This is a genomic window from Thalassoroseus sp. (assembly GCF_984380535.1).
This window is the reverse complement of sequence record NZ_CFHRBF010000032.1, coordinates 12,223-31,293: the sequence shown is the minus strand read 5'-3', so window position 1 is coordinate 31,293 and position 19,071 is coordinate 12,223. Positions and strand designations below refer to the sequence as shown.

At 55.1% G+C, this 19,071-nt stretch carries 14 protein-coding genes and 1 tRNA gene; 9 read left to right on the top strand and 6 right to left on the bottom strand.

The window, feature by feature from the left end:
• The first annotated feature begins 222 nt into the window (after positions 1 to 222).
• Complete coding sequence (locus AC5DDB_RS29070) at positions 223 to 1,404, top strand: site-specific integrase (RefSeq protein ID WP_491743279.1); 1,182 nt, start codon at positions 223 to 225, stop codon at positions 1,402 to 1,404.
• Positions 1,405 to 2,083: 679 nt separating this feature from the next.
• On the opposite strand, the gene AC5DDB_RS29065 is transcribed toward AC5DDB_RS29070, so the two are convergent.
• The 3 genes from AC5DDB_RS29065 to AC5DDB_RS29055 form a co-directional block, all read right to left on the bottom strand.
• Positions 2,084 to 2,157, bottom strand: a tRNA-Met gene (locus AC5DDB_RS29065).
• Between the two features lie 201 nt (positions 2,158 to 2,358).
• Positions 2,359 to 3,744 (bottom strand): asparagine--tRNA ligase, encoded by a 1,386-nt coding sequence (gene asnS, locus AC5DDB_RS29060; RefSeq protein ID WP_491743278.1) that lies wholly within the window; start codon positions 3,742 to 3,744, stop codon positions 2,359 to 2,361.
• 277 nt (positions 3,745 to 4,021) lie between these two features.
• Positions 4,022 to 4,534 (bottom strand): hypothetical protein, encoded by a 513-nt coding sequence (locus tag AC5DDB_RS29055; RefSeq protein ID WP_491743277.1) that lies wholly within the window; start codon positions 4,532 to 4,534, stop codon positions 4,022 to 4,024.
• A gap of 161 nt (positions 4,535 to 4,695) precedes the next feature.
• Here AC5DDB_RS29055 and AC5DDB_RS29050 point away from each other — a divergent pair, with 161 nt between their 5' ends.
• Positions 4,696 to 5,652: a TIGR02996 domain-containing protein gene (locus tag AC5DDB_RS29050; RefSeq protein ID WP_491743276.1), complete on the top strand. Its 957-nt coding sequence runs from the start codon at positions 4,696 to 4,698 to the stop codon at positions 5,650 to 5,652.
• 31 nt (positions 5,653 to 5,683) lie between these two features.
• Here AC5DDB_RS29050 and AC5DDB_RS29045 read toward each other — a convergent pair whose 3' ends face one another.
• Positions 5,684 to 6,499: a hypothetical protein gene (locus tag AC5DDB_RS29045; protein WP_491743275.1), complete on the bottom strand. Its 816-nt coding sequence runs from the start codon at positions 6,497 to 6,499 to the stop codon at positions 5,684 to 5,686.
• A 384-nt stretch (positions 6,500 to 6,883) separates the two neighbouring features.
• Between AC5DDB_RS29045 and AC5DDB_RS29040 the strand changes: the two genes are divergently transcribed.
• Positions 6,884 to 7,216, top strand: a complete 333-nt coding sequence (locus tag AC5DDB_RS29040; RefSeq protein ID WP_491743274.1) for an FHA domain-containing protein — start codon at positions 6,884 to 6,886, stop codon at positions 7,214 to 7,216.
• Positions 7,217 to 7,257: 41 nt separating this feature from the next.
• Here the strand turns inward: AC5DDB_RS29040 and AC5DDB_RS29035 are convergent, their stop codons facing one another.
• Positions 7,258 to 9,219 carry a molybdopterin biosynthesis protein gene (locus tag AC5DDB_RS29035; RefSeq protein ID WP_491743273.1) on the bottom strand — a complete coding sequence of 654 codons (1,962 nt, stop codon included), beginning with the start codon at positions 9,217 to 9,219 and terminating at the stop codon, positions 7,258 to 7,260.
• Positions 9,220 to 9,460: 241 nt separating this feature from the next.
• Here AC5DDB_RS29035 and mtnA point away from each other — a divergent pair, with 241 nt between their 5' ends.
• The 6 genes from mtnA (at position 9,461) to AC5DDB_RS29005 (ending at position 16,818) form a co-directional block, all read left to right on the top strand.
• Positions 9,461 to 10,552 (top strand): S-methyl-5-thioribose-1-phosphate isomerase, encoded by a 1,092-nt coding sequence (gene mtnA, locus AC5DDB_RS29030; protein WP_491743272.1) that lies wholly within the window; start codon positions 9,461 to 9,463, stop codon positions 10,550 to 10,552.
• A gap of 85 nt (positions 10,553 to 10,637) precedes the next feature.
• Complete coding sequence (locus AC5DDB_RS29025; protein WP_491743271.1) at positions 10,638 to 12,227, top strand: aldehyde dehydrogenase (NADP(+)); 1,590 nt, start codon at positions 10,638 to 10,640, stop codon at positions 12,225 to 12,227.
• A gap of 164 nt (positions 12,228 to 12,391) precedes the next feature.
• The gene (locus tag AC5DDB_RS29020; protein ID WP_491743270.1) at positions 12,392 to 13,393 is read left to right on the top strand and encodes a sugar phosphate isomerase/epimerase family protein; all 1,002 of its coding nucleotides are present in this window, start codon (positions 12,392 to 12,394) and stop codon (positions 13,391 to 13,393) included.
• 217 nt (positions 13,394 to 13,610) lie between these two features.
• On the top strand, positions 13,611 to 15,002 hold the full coding sequence (locus AC5DDB_RS29015) for an ATP-grasp domain-containing protein (RefSeq protein WP_491743269.1): 1,392 nt from the start codon (positions 13,611 to 13,613) through the stop codon (positions 15,000 to 15,002).
• A 199-nt stretch (positions 15,003 to 15,201) separates the two neighbouring features.
• Positions 15,202 to 15,843: a histidine phosphatase family protein gene (locus AC5DDB_RS29010; protein WP_491743268.1), complete on the top strand. Its 642-nt coding sequence runs from the start codon at positions 15,202 to 15,204 to the stop codon at positions 15,841 to 15,843.
• 630 nt (positions 15,844 to 16,473) lie between these two features.
• Positions 16,474 to 16,818: a hypothetical protein gene (locus AC5DDB_RS29005; RefSeq protein WP_491743267.1), complete on the top strand. Its 345-nt coding sequence runs from the start codon at positions 16,474 to 16,476 to the stop codon at positions 16,816 to 16,818.
• A 146-nt stretch (positions 16,819 to 16,964) separates the two neighbouring features.
• Here the strand turns inward: AC5DDB_RS29005 and AC5DDB_RS29000 are convergent, their stop codons facing one another.
• Positions 16,965 to 18,965: a hypothetical protein gene (locus AC5DDB_RS29000; protein ID WP_491743266.1), complete on the bottom strand. Its 2,001-nt coding sequence runs from the start codon at positions 18,963 to 18,965 to the stop codon at positions 16,965 to 16,967.
• Positions 18,966 to 19,071 lie beyond the last annotated feature (106 nt).

Genomic DNA, 19,071 nt, shown 5'->3' with positions numbered 1-19,071 from the left:
GCAATCCCGGTTAAACTCGAAGACGCGTGACCGTGAACCCGACCCGTTCATGCACACCCCGAAAACCTTCGTCAATTAATTGACTAGGGCTATTCCGGTTGGTGCCGGTTCTTGCCACTAGGCTTGACGCCTAGACACTTTTTCAGTCTCATTAAATGCAGAACGCCGGGGGGTGGTGCCCCCGACGCTCCTGACCACATCCGTCTGACAAGGAGACGAAAAATGGCTGAGGCCAATCTTAGCGGGCATCCGTCCGCCAATCCACAACCAACCAATTTGGATCCCGATCAAGTTCGCGGTCTCGCGGACTCGGTTTTCGCTACGCTGCTCGAGCACTTCAGTTCGTTCCAAAATTCGGCAGCAGTCGAGAAGGAAGGGACTGCCCGCAGGTTTTCTCCAAAGTGGGTCGTGTACCACGATATCTACGTCCAAGCTCTCGAAGCTCGCTGTGGTGAAAGCGATCATGCGGCACACGTTCGAGGCGTGTTGGAACGCTTCACGCGATATCGCAAGTTGGACAACAAAGACTTGTCCGCCGTCTCACAACTCGACCTGGAAATGTACGTTTCCGCGAGGCTGAAGGATTCCAACAAGCAGGGAAAACCGCTCTCGGCTCGAACAATCAACAATGAGATCGAGATTCTGAACACGTGCTTCAGTAAAGCGGGCCCGAAGGAAAAACGCGGGCGAGGACGGAAAAACTTCGGCTATCTGGAAGATCCGCCGTGGTTGGAAAAACTCCAAGTCTATCGACGCGAAGTGAAGACCGTTGAAACGTGGCAGATTGCCGATTTCGTTCGGGCAACGGCCAAAGCGACCAGCCCGAGGATTGAAGGATGCACACCACAGCAGTTTTGGTTGGCCGCTCTTCTTCTAGGGATGGTGACCGGATTACGGAGGAAAGCGTTGCTGAAGGTTCCGCGTCCCGATGATCAGACGCTCATTCAAAAGGGAGAGTTGTTCCTGCCCGCCGAGTTGAACAAGACGAAGGCCGATCTGCGAATGAGTCTCGGCAACGAGGAAGTCGTCATGCTCTTGACGTCTCTCCCGTCGCGGGTGGGCGAACCGCTATTGCCATGGAAGAAGCCAAACGGCCGCCCGATGACCGCAGGACACTTCTCGAACACACTTTCTAAGTTCCAGGACGATGCAGGCATTCCCCGCGAATCCCGTGTGACGCCGCAGAAACTCCGAGCGACCGCGGCGACAGAAGTCGCGGATGTCTTCAGCGATGCCGTTGCCAAAAAGAAGCTCGGGCACAGCCCGTACACGAACACGCTGGATACAAACTACAAGCGACTGACGCCGACAGACATCGATCGACAAGCAAGCGATCATCTGGCGAAAATCATACTCCCGCACTTCGCCAACGGCGGGAACGATCAGGGGGAGAAAAACCGGTAAACTACCGGATTTCACGTTTGCTGAAAGTTGGCAGAGTGATGCAACTCGGGACGCAATACCGCGTTGCATCAATTGGAAGTGATAGGGAATGCAATGGCTTGCAAACGGGGCAAATCGGCTGTAACGTCATGACCTGACAACGGTTTTCAGCCATTGCCCTAACTTCCCGACAATCCTTCACACGGAAGAGGTCACTGGTTCGAGTCCAGTAGGGATCATTGAAATTCTCATATTCCGTGTGATAAATTGTGACAAATGCACTGTCACACGTTAATCTGAATTCACCAACGAAGAAAACCCCTGCCATCCCGCAGGGGTTTTCTTTTTGACATGGACCACCGTCCGACCGGATGAGATTACACTCATCCCCCTCAGTCGATCCGAACCGAAGCGAAACTTGAATTCGGAGTAATCCGGTTGGATCGATGTGTTTGGGCTCCAAGGCTTGTTAACGCTAATTCGACAGAAGCGATTCAGTGTCTCGTAAACGGATTGCTGCATATGATGCATTGGGAATGCATCCACATTCCCGGCTTCCCTCATCTTCCTCAATGACACACGATCGACTACTCGAAGTTCTCCCGCAATCGCAACACAAACACTTGAACGGACGTCACGATGTCGTTTGGCGCAAAAAGAAAACCCCTCGGTTGCGAGTTTCGCGACCGAGGGGTTTGAGTGGCGGGGGCAGGATTCGAACCTGCGACCTCGAGGTTATGAGCCTCGCGAGCTACCGGGCTGCTCCACCCCGCGTCATTGGGAGAGGAAGTATATGCCGTGAGGAAAAAGTTAGCAACCGAATACGTTCGCGTTTTTTGGAAAATGTCTGTTGTCGATAGTCGGCGGTCGGATGTCGGTTTTCGATCGAACAGAACGATTATATCGAGCAGAGGAGTTCGTCGGGACACTTCCGGCGTTCGATTGACGTGATTGCGACGCCTGAGGCTTTTCCTGCTAAAACTCCGCGTTTTTCGGGGTTCGGGGGAACGGGATTACGTCTCGGATATTTTGCATGCCGGTTAGTAGCAGGATGAGTCGTTCAAAACCCAGACCAAATCCACTGTGAGGCACGCTGCCGAATTTGCGGAGTTCCAAATACCACCAATATTCTTCGGGGTTGAGATCCTGTTCTTTCATTCGATCGAGCAAGACGTCATACCGTTCTTCGCGTTGGCTGCCGCCGATGATTTCCCCAATGCGTGGCACAAGCACGTCCATGGCCCGCACGGTTTTGCCATCGTCGTTGCACCGCATGTAGAACGGTTTGATGGTCCGGGGATAATCGAACAGAATGATCGGTTGCTTAAAGTGCTGTTCGGTGAGAAAACGCTCATGTTCGGATTGCAAATCCTGCCCCCACGCGATCGGAAACTCCCACTTTTGGCCGCTCTTTTCTAGGATTTCGATCGCTTCGGTATAAGAGACCCGCAAAAAGTCGTTCTCGGTGATGACCTGCAGCGTCTCCAATACGGTTTTATCAATCCGGTCATTGAAGAATTGCATGTCGTCCGGACAATTCTTGAGGACTGCACCGACAATCGAGCGGACGAAGTCTTCTGCGAGCTGCATGTTGTCTGGCAACTCGTAAAACGGCATTTCAGGTTCGATCATCCAGAACTCAGCCAGATGCCGGGTGGTGTTGGAGTTTTCCGCACGGAATGTGGGGCCGAACGTATAACATTCCCCGACGGAAGTCGCATAGATTTCCGCTTCCAGTTGCCCGCTCACGGTGAGCGACGCCCGCTTTCCAAAGAAGTCTTCGGAGTAGTCTAAAGACTTTGGCAGTTTCTCGTCGTGAAGTAATGTGGTGACCTGGAACATCTCCCCGGCCCCCTCACAGTCACTGGTGGTAATGATCGGCGTATGAACGTAGAGAAAACCTCGTTCTTGAAAGAAGTTGTGAATTGCTGCCGAAGCTGCATTTCGAACTCGAGCGATCGCCCCGAAGGTGTTTGTTCGGGGGCGAAGGTGGGCGATCTCGCGGAGGAATTCGAAACTGTGGCGTTTCTTTTGGAGCGGATACGTGTCGACATCCGCGGTTCCCAGCAACTCCAAAGTACCAACATGCACTTCGACACGCTGTTTGTTGCCCGGAGATTCCTTGATTTCACCGACAATCTTGATGCTTGATCCCGTGGTGACGTTCTTGATCGTATCGGTGTAACCGGGCACGGTGTTATCGATGATCAGCTGCACGTTGGCCATGCAACTTCCATCGTTGAGTTCCACGAACGAAAAACCGTCTTTGGAGTCGCGACGCGTACGGACCCAACCGCAAAGCTCGATCGATTCGCCGGGTTGACCGTCGCTGAGGACACGGGAAACGCGGGTTCGCTCCATCGGAATCGGCTCCTCGAAGAAGATCTCACTAGGAATGCGAAGCTAACGCTTTCGCGGAGGTGGACTGCAGATTCCAGGAACGGTCAATCTCTGAAATCGTCGAGCGGGATAACTTCCAACGCATGGAATGCCAAACCATGTCCACGCAGCCGTGAACATGGCGTACATCCAAGGACCCGATCCGAGATCGTACTCGTCCCAGCAGTCATACAGACGAAGTCAATCAAAATGCTGGGTTAATCAGGATAACCCAGCTCACAATCTGTCGCTTGCGAACTTATTCCGCATGCTCTTTGTGTTCTTCCTCATCTTCGTGCTCGTGAGCGAATTCGGCGGTCATCGTTTTTTCATCGATGGTGACGTCGACATGACCTTTGAAGTCTTCGATGGAGTTCAACTCACTGGGGACGGCATCGCCTTCGAGAACCCAAGCGGTTTCTGCGTCTTCGCCTTCGCCGAGCGTTTTCTTCGTCAGGGCTAGACCTTCGCCCTCGTCAGCTTTGTGCTCACCCAAATGGAGGACAACTGCGGACGGTTCGACGTCGGCTACGGTTTGGTCGTCGTGATCCAGGATGTAAACAGCGACTTGTTTCGGTTCCTTGCTCACGGTAACTTCAACGAGGTGAGCCGAACCAAGATGAGCCGTATGTCCGTCATGCGGACCATGGGCTTGATGAGCCGAATCTTCCACGTGTGAACCGCCGGTCGGTTCGGTAAACTCGCTGTCTTCTTTCTTTGAACATCCAGCAAAAACGCCGACAACCATCGCTGCAAGAATCCAAGAACGCATTTTGCACTCCATTTGTTTGACTGAGACCACACTGAAACCTAAACAACCATTGTTGTTGCACACGGATAGACAAAGTCACGATAGCCGTTCCCACTCCGGCGTCAAGGGTCGCTGAATGCGATCCGCCGGATTCGTTCGCGGAATCTTTTCGAGCGCTGCCCATGAATGACGATTGGACCTTCATCCAAGCCATCCGTGACGACCCCCAAGAGCTATTGCCGAGGCTGATCTACGCGGATTTCTTGGAAGAGCAAGGCGACTTGCGGGGCGAACTAATCCGTGTCCAATGCGAACTGACGACGCTGCCCGCCGGCGACCCCGCCCGAGCCGCACTGACCGATCGCGAACGCGAGTTGCTCGACTCACATGGCGAAGAGTGGTTAGCACCGCTGCGGGAACTGGGTGTCGAAGGGGTGTCGGTCAAATGCTTTGAACGGGGTTTGATCGAACGGGTCCGCATTTCCGCCAGCGATTTCGTGCGAAATGGACACCAGCTCTGTGATCAGATGCCCGCCCTGCGGTGTGTCGAACTCCGTCGCATCCCCGATGCCGCTGCGGAGTTGGCACAGTTCGATCCGCCTTCGCAAATCTCCGATCTCGACCTGAGTGCAGCGGGACTGAATGCGGATGTTCTAGAGACTTTGGCGGAGGCAAAAGTCTGGGGCCAGCTCACGTCACTCGACCTATCCTTCAATCGACTCGGACAAGCGAACGTGATGAACGAGTTACTCAGAGTCGAGTTGCCGAAGCTCAGAGCACTATCACTTGCAATCAACCAGATCCAGGATTCAGAAGCCAGGTCGCTTGCGGCTTGGTTGAAACTGATGACAGCGGAACTGGTCGACCTCAATCTCAGCAACAATCCAATCGGGGAAAATGGACTGCAACACTTGGTTTCGTCGGGTGCGTTGGACCGCATTCAGTCGCTGAATCTTGCATCCTGTCGATTGAATTCGTTGCAGCCGCTGATCGACCGCGAAACGGAGCTGTCTTTGACGGAACTCAATGCTCGGTCGAACCGTTTAAACGAGGCCGCCTGGCAAGATTGGAACACCAGCATCATTGGCGACCGCGTGACTACTATCGACACCCGCAACAATTCCCGTCCGTCGTGGTAGCCAACGAAACCGTTGTTTGACTGGTGCCAAGCTACTGAGTTCGACGACGTTTCTTCGGAGACGTGGCGGGAGGGCTGTCGAGACTGTCTGCGGTCATCTCGTATGTCGCCATGGCCCGCAAGATCGAATCCAAATCGGCATTGTCGGCCAGGCGGAACGATTGGGTTGCTTGGCTGCTTCGTCCCGTGCTTTTCCGACGTGACCGTTGCTCACCCGACGGTGACTTTGGACGAACTCCGCTTCCCGATTTTCCACCTCCGGATTTTCCAGTTCCCGACGCCGGCTTACCTGATGCGGAAGACCGCCCGGTCGCCGAAGAACCGCCAGCACGTTTCCGTTTTCGATCACCCGATACCGATCCCGAGCTTGTTTTCGGCTTGCGAGTTTGAGTTTCGGTTTGCGGAACTTCGGCCGTTTCGGCGAGATCGTTTTTGGGTTGGGGTTCCGGATCGGCCAGAGGAATGTAATCGTCCAGGGATGACTTCGGTTTTCGCGGCTTGGTCTCGACTGGCAGGGGATCGTCATCGTCAGCCAGTAATGGGGCATCGTCGGGAATGACGGTCGACCCGGAACCTTGAGCCGGTTTCGCGGAAGCCTCGGCCGTTTTTTTCGGTTTCGAGTCCGTGTTGCCGAAGAGTTCGGAAATGTCAGCGACGGGCGTTTGTTGCTCGGCTTTCCAATCCAAATAGTCGCGGATTTGAATCCAAGGGCCGTCGCCTTCACGAACGGAATCGGTATTCTGAACTTTACCAGCTTCGAGTAACTCTTGAACTTGCTCGAAACTGACCGGCCCAAAAATGCGATCGCTGTGACGAAGAAGTAACTGAGATTGTGAATTAGGCATCATTTACGGTACTGAATAATGACGAGCGACGGAAATTAATAAAATGTCGATCGAAAGGACTGCGGTTCTGATGAACAGTTTAAGGTGTATTCACCAGAAGTTGTGTCAAAAACGGGCGAATCCCCCGAGGATTGTGGGAATGGATTCGAATAGTATGGATTGTAGATACCTGGAAATCGTTCCCATATTTTTTGGAAACAGGGGAATAAGTATTCACTTTTTCTGAAATTAACGGTTGTTGATATCAGGGAAATTTCGTATCCTGCGGAACTCAGTAACGATTTTTGCAATAGGACAGATCACACAAACGCTGAACTTTTCGAAAACTGGACCGACCTGCCAGGCTATCCCCTTCCATCCCGCCTGCCAATATAACTGAAACACATCATGCCCATGGATGTTTCGCTGATCAGTCAATTCCCGGAATACCCAACCATTTCATTTCAGGTTGATGATTCCCCAATGGTTGTCGGCCGCAGTTCCCATGCGAACGTGCAGGTAACGCACCCTCTCGTTAGTCGGATGCATTGTGAGTTGTTCCAAGTCGACAATCGGCTTTATCTGAAAGATTTGGCCTCGACCAACCAGACGATTGTCAACGGAAAACCGGCTACAGAGACCGAAGTCTCGCCGGGAGACGAAATCTTGATCGGCGGCGTCGCGTTCCGAGTCAAATGCGAACCAGCGAGAACTCCGGCGGAACCATACGCGGTTCGCTAGCTACGACGTGTTGTAAGGAATTGACTGGCCCTGGCATTTGGTTACGGAAGAACCGGGGCGAATCCGCATTCCCTAAGGGAACTGCGTGGCTGTTCGGATTCCAGGAGACGACGAAACTCAGTGACAACGGGTTTCTCAATCCGGGCTCGAGGGACGACGAAATCGTAACGTTCCTCTCGGATTCGAATCGACTTCAAACCATACGCCTTCGCGACCGTTTCGATTGCGATTCCCCAGTCGGCCCGTTTCTGTTGAATCGCTGTCGCCACCGCGTTGTGAGACCGAGGCTGCATCGCGTAGCCCGATGGCTTTTGGCCGCTGAGCAGTTCATCGACCAAGATCCGGGTACCGCTCCCCTGATTACGATTGACCATTCGACATTCCTGATCTTCGATGGCCAACGCAATTGCTTCGTCGAGTGAAAGACCGTCGAATCGACGATCGTCGTCTCGGTACAAAAAACACTGCCAACGCGAATACCCTGGAATCAAGACCACGCTTTCGTCCAGGAAGGGCGTATTGTATTCCCCGGTCTCCGCGTCCAGGAGATGCAGACCGGCCAAATCGCAATCATTTCGCTTGGCTGCATTCAGTCCCCCTTGACTACCAATGAAGATCGTTTTGGTCCGCCAACTATTCTGGTTCATGTGACCAAGCAGATGGTCCAAACCGACACAATGACTCCCCACAAACACCAGGTCGGCGGCGTCCGAGTCCCCGGTCAGCTTCGTGACGGTAACTGTCGAGTTCTCTGCGATTTGTTCCGTATGCTGGTCGATCGTGATAAACCCGTCTGCTAGGCTGAACGTCGTCACCGACCCGCTGCCCTTCCCCATGGGATACGCGCACAGACCGTCGTCCGAATTGACCAAACCGACGAGCAAGAACTCCGTCCGTCCCCGCTGCGAGTTCACCCGCATGGGCAGACGAGCCGAGACCGTTTGCACGTTGCGATGACTCAACCCAGCTAAACTACGGATGATCGGGGCAACGAATTCGTGAAATGTGAATATGGCCGATGTGGGGAATCCCGGCAGAATCACGACCGGTTTGTTGGCCGTAGCCGCTAGGCAGATTGGTTTGCCGGGTTTCAACGCGACCCCATGAGCAACAATCCCGGGGTCGGTCACGTGACGAGTCACGACTTGATACGAAAGATCACCGGCCCCTTTGGAAGTCCCACCAGACATCACGACGACATCGCATTGCAGGGCTTGCGTCAGAGCATTTTCCAATGCGGTTTCGTCGTCGGCAACAACTCCCAATGGTACGGGTTCGCCGCCGAGTTCCCGCACCGCTGCGGCGAGCATGAAGAGATTGGAGTCATAAACTTTGCCCACCGGTCGCGGACCGCCAGGCGGAACGATTTCGTTACCGGTCGAAATGATCGCCACTGTCGGCTTGCGATACACCGTGACTTCCGCCAAACCCATGGCAGCGAGTACACCGACCTCCCGCGAGGAAATGACCTGCCCCACTCGCAGAACGGTTTCACCGAGTGCAATGTCGCTCCCCGCGAACGAAACATTCTGACCGGAGGCAACCGCTCGCGTGATGCTCAACGACGGTGGGTCTGTCGAGTCATCGACATCCGTGTCTTCAATCATCACCACCGCATCCGCCCCACGGGGCAACATCCCGCCGGTGGCGATCGGCGTGGCGTTTCCAGGGACGACGGTCTGCGTCGGGGCCGCTCCCGGTGCAATCACTTCCTCATTCAGAGAGACCGTTCTCGGTTCTTCCTCCATCGCTCCGAAAGTGTCAGTCGCTTGGACCGCAAAGCCGTCGACGTTGGAACGGTCGAACCCGGGCACATCGATTTGCGACGCCACATCGACCGCCAGAACTCGAGCATTCGCCTCGAGGATCGAAATCGTTTCGATGCCAAGCGGTTTCGTGTTGATGGCCTCACGAAATCGACGCGTCGCTTCGTCCCGGCTGACTACGTCCAAAAACTGACTCTGACGAGCCGCTGCTAACGAGAGACGACCATCCTGCGACATGGGTATTCTGACCTCCTCAAATTCTGTGCGTTTCGCAATTCTAGCAAGTCTCTCAAACAATGTCTCACGGCCGCTGAACGCGGTCGGTCGGCGGAATCAAGTTTTGATGAAGATGAAGCAATCTCGGCCTAGTCCCTAAAGTTTCCCTGCGCGGTTTGTTACATAGGAGCATGCATCCTCAAGGTTTGGGATGCGTCTCAACCGACAAATTTCCGGCTATTCGAGACCGAGCGTTTTCATCATGTCGACACAAGAAACCCCTTCCATCGCGTCCTCAACATCCACGCCCACTCCAACACTCCGCTGGGTCGGAGACCATACGGGGCGATTGTGGATGATCGATCAGACCTTGCTGCCTACGGAGCTGAAAGAGATTGAACTCGGGTCGGTCGAAGCAGTCTGGGAGGCGATTAAGGCCCTCCGTGTACGGGGGGCACCCGCAATTGGCGTGGCGGCGGCGTATGGCGTGGTGATCGGCTTGCAATCGGAACGGAATTCCTCACGAGATCAGTTTGATGCCAAGTTAAAGGAAACCGTCGATTACCTCGCCACAAGCCGACCGACTGCAGTCAATCTGTTCTGGGCGCTCGATCGAATGTCCGCGTTTGCAGGCAAACATGCCGCAGAGTCGCCAGCGGAATTGCTGCCGAAACTGCTTGAGGAAGCTCAACGGATTGAACTCGAAGACCGTGAAATGTGTGCGGCGATCGGTCGACATGGTGCGGAACTTCTGGCGGACGGGTCGGGCGTGTTGACACACTGCAACGCCGGGGGACTGGCGACGGCGGGAGACGGCACCGCGTTGTCGGTCATCTTTGCAGCGGCTGCGAGTGGCAAGCAACTTCAGGTGTACGCCGACGAAACCCGACCGCTGCTGCAAGGGGCGCGGCTGACGACCTGGGAATTAATGCAACGCAACGTTCCGGTCACCGTCATTTGCGACTCGATGGCCGGTTGGGTCATGAAGGAAGGCCGAATTCAAGCCGTCGTCACCGGGGCCGACCGCATTGCGGGCAATGGAGATGCGGCGAACAAAATCGGCACTTACTCGGTTGCATTGCTGGCCAAGGCCCATGGAATTCCCTTTTACATAGCGGCACCTTCGAGCACGTTCGATTTGTCCTTGTCATCGGGCGAAGAAATTCCGATCGAGGAACGCGATCCGCTCGAAATTACGAATGGGATGGGGCGACAGACCGCACCCGACGGGGCCAATGTCTACAATCCAGCGTTTGATGTCACACCGGCGAGTTACATCGATGCCATCATCACGGAACGTGGACTGATCCAACCGGTCACCGAGCAAAACGTCCGGGCGCATCTCGCGGACTGATGGTCGCCGCTTGCGAGTCAATTGCGACTCGCTAGAATCGGCGTACAGATCGCACGACGAAACGCCCCTCAACCCCCGAAAAATCATGAGCCGACAACCCGTTTTGATCAATGGTGCATGGACCGACTCCAACGCCAATAAGGTCTTTCAAGCCGTTAACCCGGCCACGCGAGAGAAGTTGGAGGCCGAATACCCGGTGAGTTCATGGGAGGAGTTGGAAACGGTCCTCGCTGCGGCAGAATCGGCATTCCAAACCGTTCAAAATTGGCCAGGCAGTCGATTTGCTGATTTCCTCGAAGCTTATGCCGACGAGATCGAACAACGCCGGGATGCACTCGTCGAACTGGCGAACCAAGAAACCGCGTTGCCGGTTTCTCCACGGCTACGGGACGGTGAATTCCCGCGTACGACCAACCAACTCCGTCAGGCTGCCCAAGCCGCTCGGACTGGTTCCTGGACACGACCAATCATCGATACAAAGGCAAACATTCGCTCGAAGTTTGCCGCGATTGGTCCGGTTGTCGTCATGGGACCGAATAACTTCCCGTTTGCGTTCAACAGTATCGCCGGGGGAGACTTTGCTGCTGCGATCGCTGCTGGCAACCCGGTCATCGCGAAAGGCCATCCGTCGCATCCCGGTACCACGAAACTGTTTGCGGAAGCTGCTTTGGCCGCCGCGAAAGCGACGAACATGCCTGCGGGTTTCGTGCAGTTAGTTTATCGAACTAGTCACGAGGACGGTGCCCGACTCGTTTCCGATCCTCGCGTCGGAGCGATCGGCTACACGGGTTCTCAACACGCCGGACTCGCCCTCAAGAAAGCCGCCGACGAAGCGGGAAAACCGATTTATCTCGAACTTTCCAGCATCAACCCAGTCTGTATTTTGCCTGGAGCACTCCGAGAACGATCAGCGGCGATTGTCGATGATTTCGTCGGTAGTTGCCTGATGGGGACCGGCCAATTCTGTACGAATCCGGGGTTGGTATTGCTCTTGGCCTCGAAGGAGTCGACAGAGTTCGTCAACGCAATCTCGCAGCGGTTCCAAGAGGCACCCAGCGGTGTCTTGTTAGCTGAAGGGGTCCTCAAATCGGTTTCCTCCGGCGTTCAGACATTACGAGATACCGGTGCCGAGTTGCTTTGCGGTGGAACCGATGCCGATGCGACGGGGTTCGTGTACCAAAACACTTTGCTAAAAGTCGACGGTGCGAAATTTCTCGAACAACCGCGTGAGTTCCAAACCGAGGCTTTCGGGAATGCGTCGCTCATCGTGATTGCCGAGAACGTCAGCCAACTCGCAGATGTCGCCGCGGCACTCGATGGGAATCTCACGGGGTGTATTTACAGCGACAATGGCGGCACCGACGACGACATTTACAACCGTATCGAGCCAAAACTTCGGCAGCGTGTAGGTCGATTGCTCAACGACAAAATGCCCACTGGAGTTGCAGTGAGTGCGGCAATGAACCATGGCGGCCCGTTCCCAGCCACGGGACATCCCGGGTTCACCGCGGTTGGTATGCCGACTTCAGTCTCACGATTCGCCCAGTTGATCTGTTACGATGGTGTCCGTCCGAAGCGTCTGCCCACGGAACTTCAAGACGAGAACTCGATTCCCGGGCTCTGGCGATGCGTTGATGGCGAATGGACTCAGGCGTCGATCACGTCGGCTGAGTGATCCGCTGCCAAACTTTCACCGACTGGCAAAGCATTCGGCTACGTTGACATTTCGGGAAACCTCATTTACCGTGAGGTCCCGATTTGTTTTGACCTCTGAACCAACAAGATAAACACCAAATCTACCTTCTTCACTGACCAACTTTGACGACGAAGGACTGCGCGATGCCCCGTCCCGTAACGCTTTTCACCGGCCAATGGGCCGACTTGCCGCTGGAGACGCTTTGTAAGAAAGCGGGAGATTTCGGGTACGACGGCCTCGAACTCGCGTGCTGGGGCGATCACTTTGAAGTCGACAAAGCGTTGTCCGACGACACGTATTGCGCCAAAAAACGAGAACTCCTCGAACGTCACGGCTTGAAGCTGTATTCGATCTCCAACCACCTGGTCGGTCAAGCCGTTTTGGACCGGATCGATGCACGACACCAATCGATTCTGCCCGAATATGTCTGGGGTGACGGCGACCCAGATGGCGTGAATCATCGAGCCAGTGAGGAAATGAAGAATACCGCACGGGCGGCTCAAAAATTGGGTGTCGGCGTGGTCAACGGGTTCACCGGGTCTTCAATCTGGCACCTGATTTACGACTTCCCACCGACACCGCCGGAAATGTTCGACGCGGGTTACCAGCTGCTCGCCGACCGCTGGAATCCCATTCTGGACGTCTTCCAAGAATGCGGCGTCAAATTCGCATTGGAAGTTCATCCGACGGAAATCGCGTTCGACATCTACACCGCCGAGCGATCGTTGAAAGCACTCGATCATCGCGAAGAATTCGGCTTCAATTTCGACCCCAGCCACCTGATTTGGCAAGGAGTCGATCCCGTCGAGTTCATCCGAGCGTTCCCCGATCGAATCTACCACGTGCATATGAAGGACGCCAAAGTCACCCTCAATGGAAAAACTGGCATTTTGACCAGTCATTTGCCGTTCGGTGATCCGCGTCGTGGCTGGGACTTCCGCAGTGTTGGTCGGGGCGGTGTCCGCTTTGAAGAAATCATTCGCGCGCTCAACGCCATTGGTTATCCAGCGGATGCACCGTTGTCCGTGGAATGGGAAGACATGGGTATGGATCGCGAAGCTGGTGCCACTGAAGCGGCCCAGTTCTGCAAAAATGTCGATTTCGCACCGTCGAACACCCGTTTCGACGCTGCTTTTGCCGACTAGATGGCATCCACTCCGTCTGCATTTCGGTGATTGATGTCGGGGGGTCGTGTTCTCTGGCCATTATTGGGTCATGAAAACCTTGCCCCCCACACGATCGCAATGGAATCTGTCGAGTCGTTTGACTCGGCCGAAGTGCAATCCTTCCCAAGCCGCTAACAAGGAAAACCGATCGGGTGAGCCTGTCTCTCGAGGTTTGAGCCAACAGAAAAGGGTTTCGGTGGCCCCCCGCATCGATTTGAGTTCGACTCTGGCACTGCACGATCGGTTGCTCAACCGTTGGAAAGATGATCCAACGAGTTGTCAGTCGGCGTGCGACCGAGCCAGCGAGACTCTCGCCGCGCGGGAGACGAAGTTCGAAGGTGCGCGAAAGATGAGTTTCGCGCTTTCCGCATTGTTGCTCAAGCCGCAACACGTCGAGGTCTTGCGGAACATTGGGGAGTCGCTGCACCACATTACTGAGACAGCCATCGACTGGGTGCTGTCGGACCACGACCGCTTCCTTCAGTTTTTCCCTGATCACGAGCGAATTTGGCCCTGGCTGCGTAAGGCACCCCATGCGGCTCATTGGCAGGGTGTCAGTCGATATGATGCGGTCATCGCTGCGGATGGTCAAATCCGCATCATGGAGTTGAATACGGGGTGTCCGGCGGGTTTCTTCCATGCGGAAAACTTCTCCGATGTCACCGCTCAAGCACTGAGCGAGTCGCAAGGGTCCGAAAATTCCTTGAAGGCGAATCAATTCGGAACGATTCCCGAGCGGACTCTGTGCGATGAATTGTTGGTGATGGAGCGTGAGGGACGTCGTCGCCCGGGTTTAATTGCACTCGTCAACGACGAGAACGAGCTCCAAAATGAATTGGCACTGTTCCAAAGACAACTTCGCAGTCTTGGTCGTCGTGCAGAGATCGTGAATGCGCGGGAGATCAGGTGGACCAACTCCCAAGCGCACGTCAACGGCGAACCGATTTCCCTAGCGTACAATAAGATCCGAATCAGCACGCCAAACAGCCCAGGGCATCACTGGCGACCTGGTTTCGAGGATCGTTATGCCGGATTTCTCGAAGCCATTGCGAACGATGGCATTGTGGCCGTCAACAATCTGGCATGTCTGACGGTCGGTGAAGACAAGGGTTTGCTCGAAGTGCTGCGGACCCCAGAATTTATGGATCGACTTACCCCGGAGGAACGTGTCGTCGTCGATAACCATGTGCTTCCGACGGCACGCCTGCGAGATGGTCTAGTAAACTGGGGCGGGAAATCAGTCGATTGGATTCCCTTCGTTCGAGCGAATCGCGAACGGCTTGTGATAAAACCCGCCAATGAGGGCCGCGGATTCGGTGTGGTGGTGGGAAAACATGCCACGCTGGAGGAGTGGAATACGGCGTGTGAACTCGATCCCAATTTGCCGAAAGTGGTTCAGGAGTATTCCGAGCCAGCCTCTCTGCCGATTCAGCGAGACGTCGACGGAGAGCCTGCCGCCCATTACCTGACGGTCGGGTTGGCGATGATCCGCGGACAATACTCGGGGTTGCTCTCACGGGTGTCCACCAATCCGGTGACCAATGTCGGTCGTGACGGTGTCGTACAAGCCGTCTTTGTCGAGGAATAGACCGGACTAAGTATACATGTACACCCGTCCGAAGCGCCGCTCTCTGAGACTTCCGGGAGCCCGTGCATTCGGTGGATAAGAGGAACTCCGAGACGTTGCGTTCCCTGGTCCGGCGTCATCGCGACATCATCTTGCGTTGGTTGGGGTCTCCGCCTATGGTACGCGTGCACTCACGTGACTCTCACCAGACGAGAACGCCATGCTGCCCCCTGTTGAACCCGATGCAACTTGTCTTCTGCTCATCCGCCACGGTGCGACGGCGGCGAACGAGATGCGACCGTATATCCTGCAGGGGCGGAGCATCGATCTGGATCTCAACGAGACTGGCCAAGCCCAGGCCAAGGCGTTGGGAGAATTTCTCAGGCCGTTTTCGCTCAACCATGTGTATGCCAGTCCGCTAAAACGCGCTCAGCAAACAGCAGAGCAAATTGCCTCGCACCATAATCTCTCTGTGCAATCGTTGGAAACGATCGCGGAAGTCAACGTCGGACAGTGGGAGGGGAAGAACTGGGGCGACATTATGAAGGAGTTTCCGGACGACTATCGGAAATTCATGGATGACCCGGGTGATACTCCGTATCTCGGCGGGGAATCGTACCGCGATGTCCTGAACCGGACCGCACCGACAATGCTGGAACTCTTTCAGCGTCACCGAGGCGAGACGGTTGCCGTTGTCGCCCATAACGTTGTCAATCGAGCATGGCTAGCTCATTTGCTCGGACTTGAGATGCGTTTGGCGAAGACGCTGCACCAGCAGAACACATGTATTAACGTGATCCGTCATCGCGATGGCGAAACCACCCTGCTCACCATGAACAGCCACTTCCATTTGCCTCAGTAGAACCCCGTACTCGGCTGAATGGCAATCCGCTCGCTCGCGAAAAAGTTGTTCAATCGCTGAAACGATTTGTTTAATCAATTTGTTTCAGGATCTAACGATATCTCGCCCGTTTCATGTTGTCATTCGGCAACACTCTCCGCGTCTCTATTCGACGTAACCTTCTCCCACACAGACACTTGCAACCTTCCTGCATCAAGTCGACCATGGCCGACTTTTCACGCTTTTGTACTCTGGCATGCGAACTGCAATCAATGGGTTTCGAAAGGCACGCGAAAGCTACGGCCTTCGTTCGCTGGTTCTAAGCTGTCATGCTCAGAGTCTTCGCAATACTCGAGTGTGAGAGAGACCCGAGGACTGTCGCCGCAACCGGCAGTCCTCCTTGACCTAATTCCGAAGTTTCCATTCGGACTGAATATCCCCTGCAGGTGTCTTGCCGACTTTCGGCCAGACATGGCAATCGAAGTGTGTGTGGATCAGACACATTCTTCATGACGTTGCCGAAATCGAGTTCGCCGTTCGTGCACAAACGCTGAACTCACCGTCGACACGAGTCACGGGGCTCCGGCCGAAGATTCGTGACATGTTCAAAAAATTTTGCTCTCTCAAGAATCATCAGAAGGTTTGAACTCAATGTTGAAACAATTACTCAACGACGAAGCCGGTTTCATCGTTTCGGCTGAACTCGTCATGATCGCGACCATTCTCGTTATTGGCCTCGTCGTCGGTCTGAGCGAAGTCGCTCACGCTGTCAACGAAGAACTCAACGACGTTGGCGAAGCCATCGGCTGCTTGAACCAGTCCTACGGCTACACTGGTTTCACGAAAGTCAAAGACGATGGCCAAGGCGGCGTCTTCGGCAACTTCGCAGCTGTTAGCTTCGGTTGTGTTTTCGTCGACAACATCGACGACTGTGACAACAACGAGTGCGACATCGCTTGCGGCCCAGTTGCTCCTGAAACGCCAAAAGCTCTGTAGTCGATTGGCTCATTGCCGCTCGCTCGGAAAGGCCTGAAACCAACTCGGTTTCAACCGCTCAACCAAACAACACACCCCGTGGATGAGAAACCTCGTCCACGGGGTGTGTTTCCGTTTTATTGTAGTTAGTGTCTACGTCAATCGCGTTAGACGGATTTGAATCGGAATCGGTAATCGTCACCGGATTCCCGATCGATCCAGTCGTGCAGACCCAGATAGAAATCTCGGTTCCAAGGCGTTGTGGTTCGTTCGACACGCACCCAATGGCCATTCGACCGAGCCGGTGGCGTGGCGATCTGCTTCGGTTCGGTGGAGATCACGATCACCGGGCAGCGGAAGCGATCGGCCAGGCTTTCCAAGTCCCGAAGCATTGGCTCTTCGTAATGCCAGTTGCGTTCGTAGGACGACCAGTTCGAGAACTCGCCCAGGTGATCGACGAAGACGGCCCCAAGTTGACGATCGTTGAAGAGTGACTTCAACACCTCGGCGGTGTGACGTTCGATGTTGCCATCGACGAATTGAATTCGCTCAGCCCATTGACGGAGTCGATCGACCGATTCATCCACCAACCACGGTTTGTCGCCGTAGCCGCCACGCGGATCTTGCCCGATCAGCCGGGTTTGGATTTCTTCGACCGAAAGCCCTTCGCCATCGGAGAGCCGGCGTGTCATCTGCGCGATGATGCCGAGCGTGATTTCTTCCTCGGTGAACTCTCGGCAAACCACAACGGATGTGCCAGTCCAGTTTTCCAAAGCATGCACGATGCGGCTACACAGTTCGGTGAATCGACCGCGACGTGTCGCCTGAGCCAACACCGTGACCGTGCCCGGATGCCGATCGGTTCCATCACATCCGAGAAGCTCTTCGTCGACGCGGTGCCGGTCGTCGTTGCGGAGAAGTCGCCCGACAACATCGCCAACTGAGACGCATTCGGTTTTCGGAGCGGCAACTTGGAAACTTCCCAATCGGGATTCAACGAGGTCGCGAGCCAACTGGATGTGTCCACGTCGTAATGCGTCATCGACGTCGGCGATCAGATCGTGCATGGCACGGCGATCGTTGGCATCGGTCAATCGTTCAGCTTCCGCTTGCAACCATGCACGCAGCGACGTGTACCGTTCCGGTTTCGGTTCGGTGACTGCAACGGGTTTGGTTCCGTTGCGACGAGCCGGTTCGGTCACACGGTCGGACCAACCGAAGGCTTTGCCATGAAACGCGCGGCTGCGGTATTCCAATGTCTTCCGACAGGCAGCGACACCATGCTTGTGAGCGAAATCGGCCAGTGTTTCGTCATCGCCAATGCGGTCGTGATCCAAGACGAAGACTTCCGGAGCACTGCGGGCGTGTAGAGCGTGATCGAGACAGCTTCGGACATCGCGGTAACAGGTCGAGTCTTTTCGGAACGCGAGGACAACCGACCGTACGCCGAGTTTCGCCAATTGTTGCCACCGGGTCGCAGTGAACTCCGGGCCGTCTCCAGCGATGGCGACGACATTTTCGATCCCGCGGGCCTGCAGGTAAAACGCGTCGGCGACATCCTCGACCAAAACGAGTTCCGAAGCCAAAGCAGCCGTTGCAAACGGAGACCGCAAACCACAGGCGGGAACACCCGAGAACTTCGGTCCCCGAGCGAAACGGTAATGAGCACGATGCCCTGCAACGGGCGTCGGTACGAACGCAACCACGTCGACAACTTCGCCGTTCGCATCGCAAACCGGCGCGACCAAGCAACCTTCCCAATCGCCGTGCCGGTGACCATCGATATCAGAAACTAAACCGGATTCGTCGATCGTGGTGTCGCCGTAACCAATGCGTCGCAAGTAGCTGCGAACTTCGTCGGCGGTCGGATACAGCCCGAAGTTGAGACTTAGGATTTCATCGTGTGAAAGTCCACGACTTTCCAAATATCGCACGGCCGCCGACAGTGTCGAGCGATTGCGGTAGTTATCTTCGGCGTGTCGCAAGTCGGCCGGGTGAAATTGCAGGTGTGTGATCAGATCGGCGTAAATCGTGACACCATTGGCTGACTTCACCGGAGGTTCGGTGGTGGGACGGGGTGGCGTCGGATGGGACGCAGTCACTCGCTGAAACAAAGCGGGATGACGTTCAGGATTGATTCGAGTCCGCGTTTCGGTTCGGTCCGACATGGGGCTTCCTTTCCACCAAATGGAGCGTTGCTTGTCTCGGGGATTGTCGATTTGACTGTTGAAAAATGTAACTTCTACAAAGGTGAAAGTCGCTCGGAGACGTTTC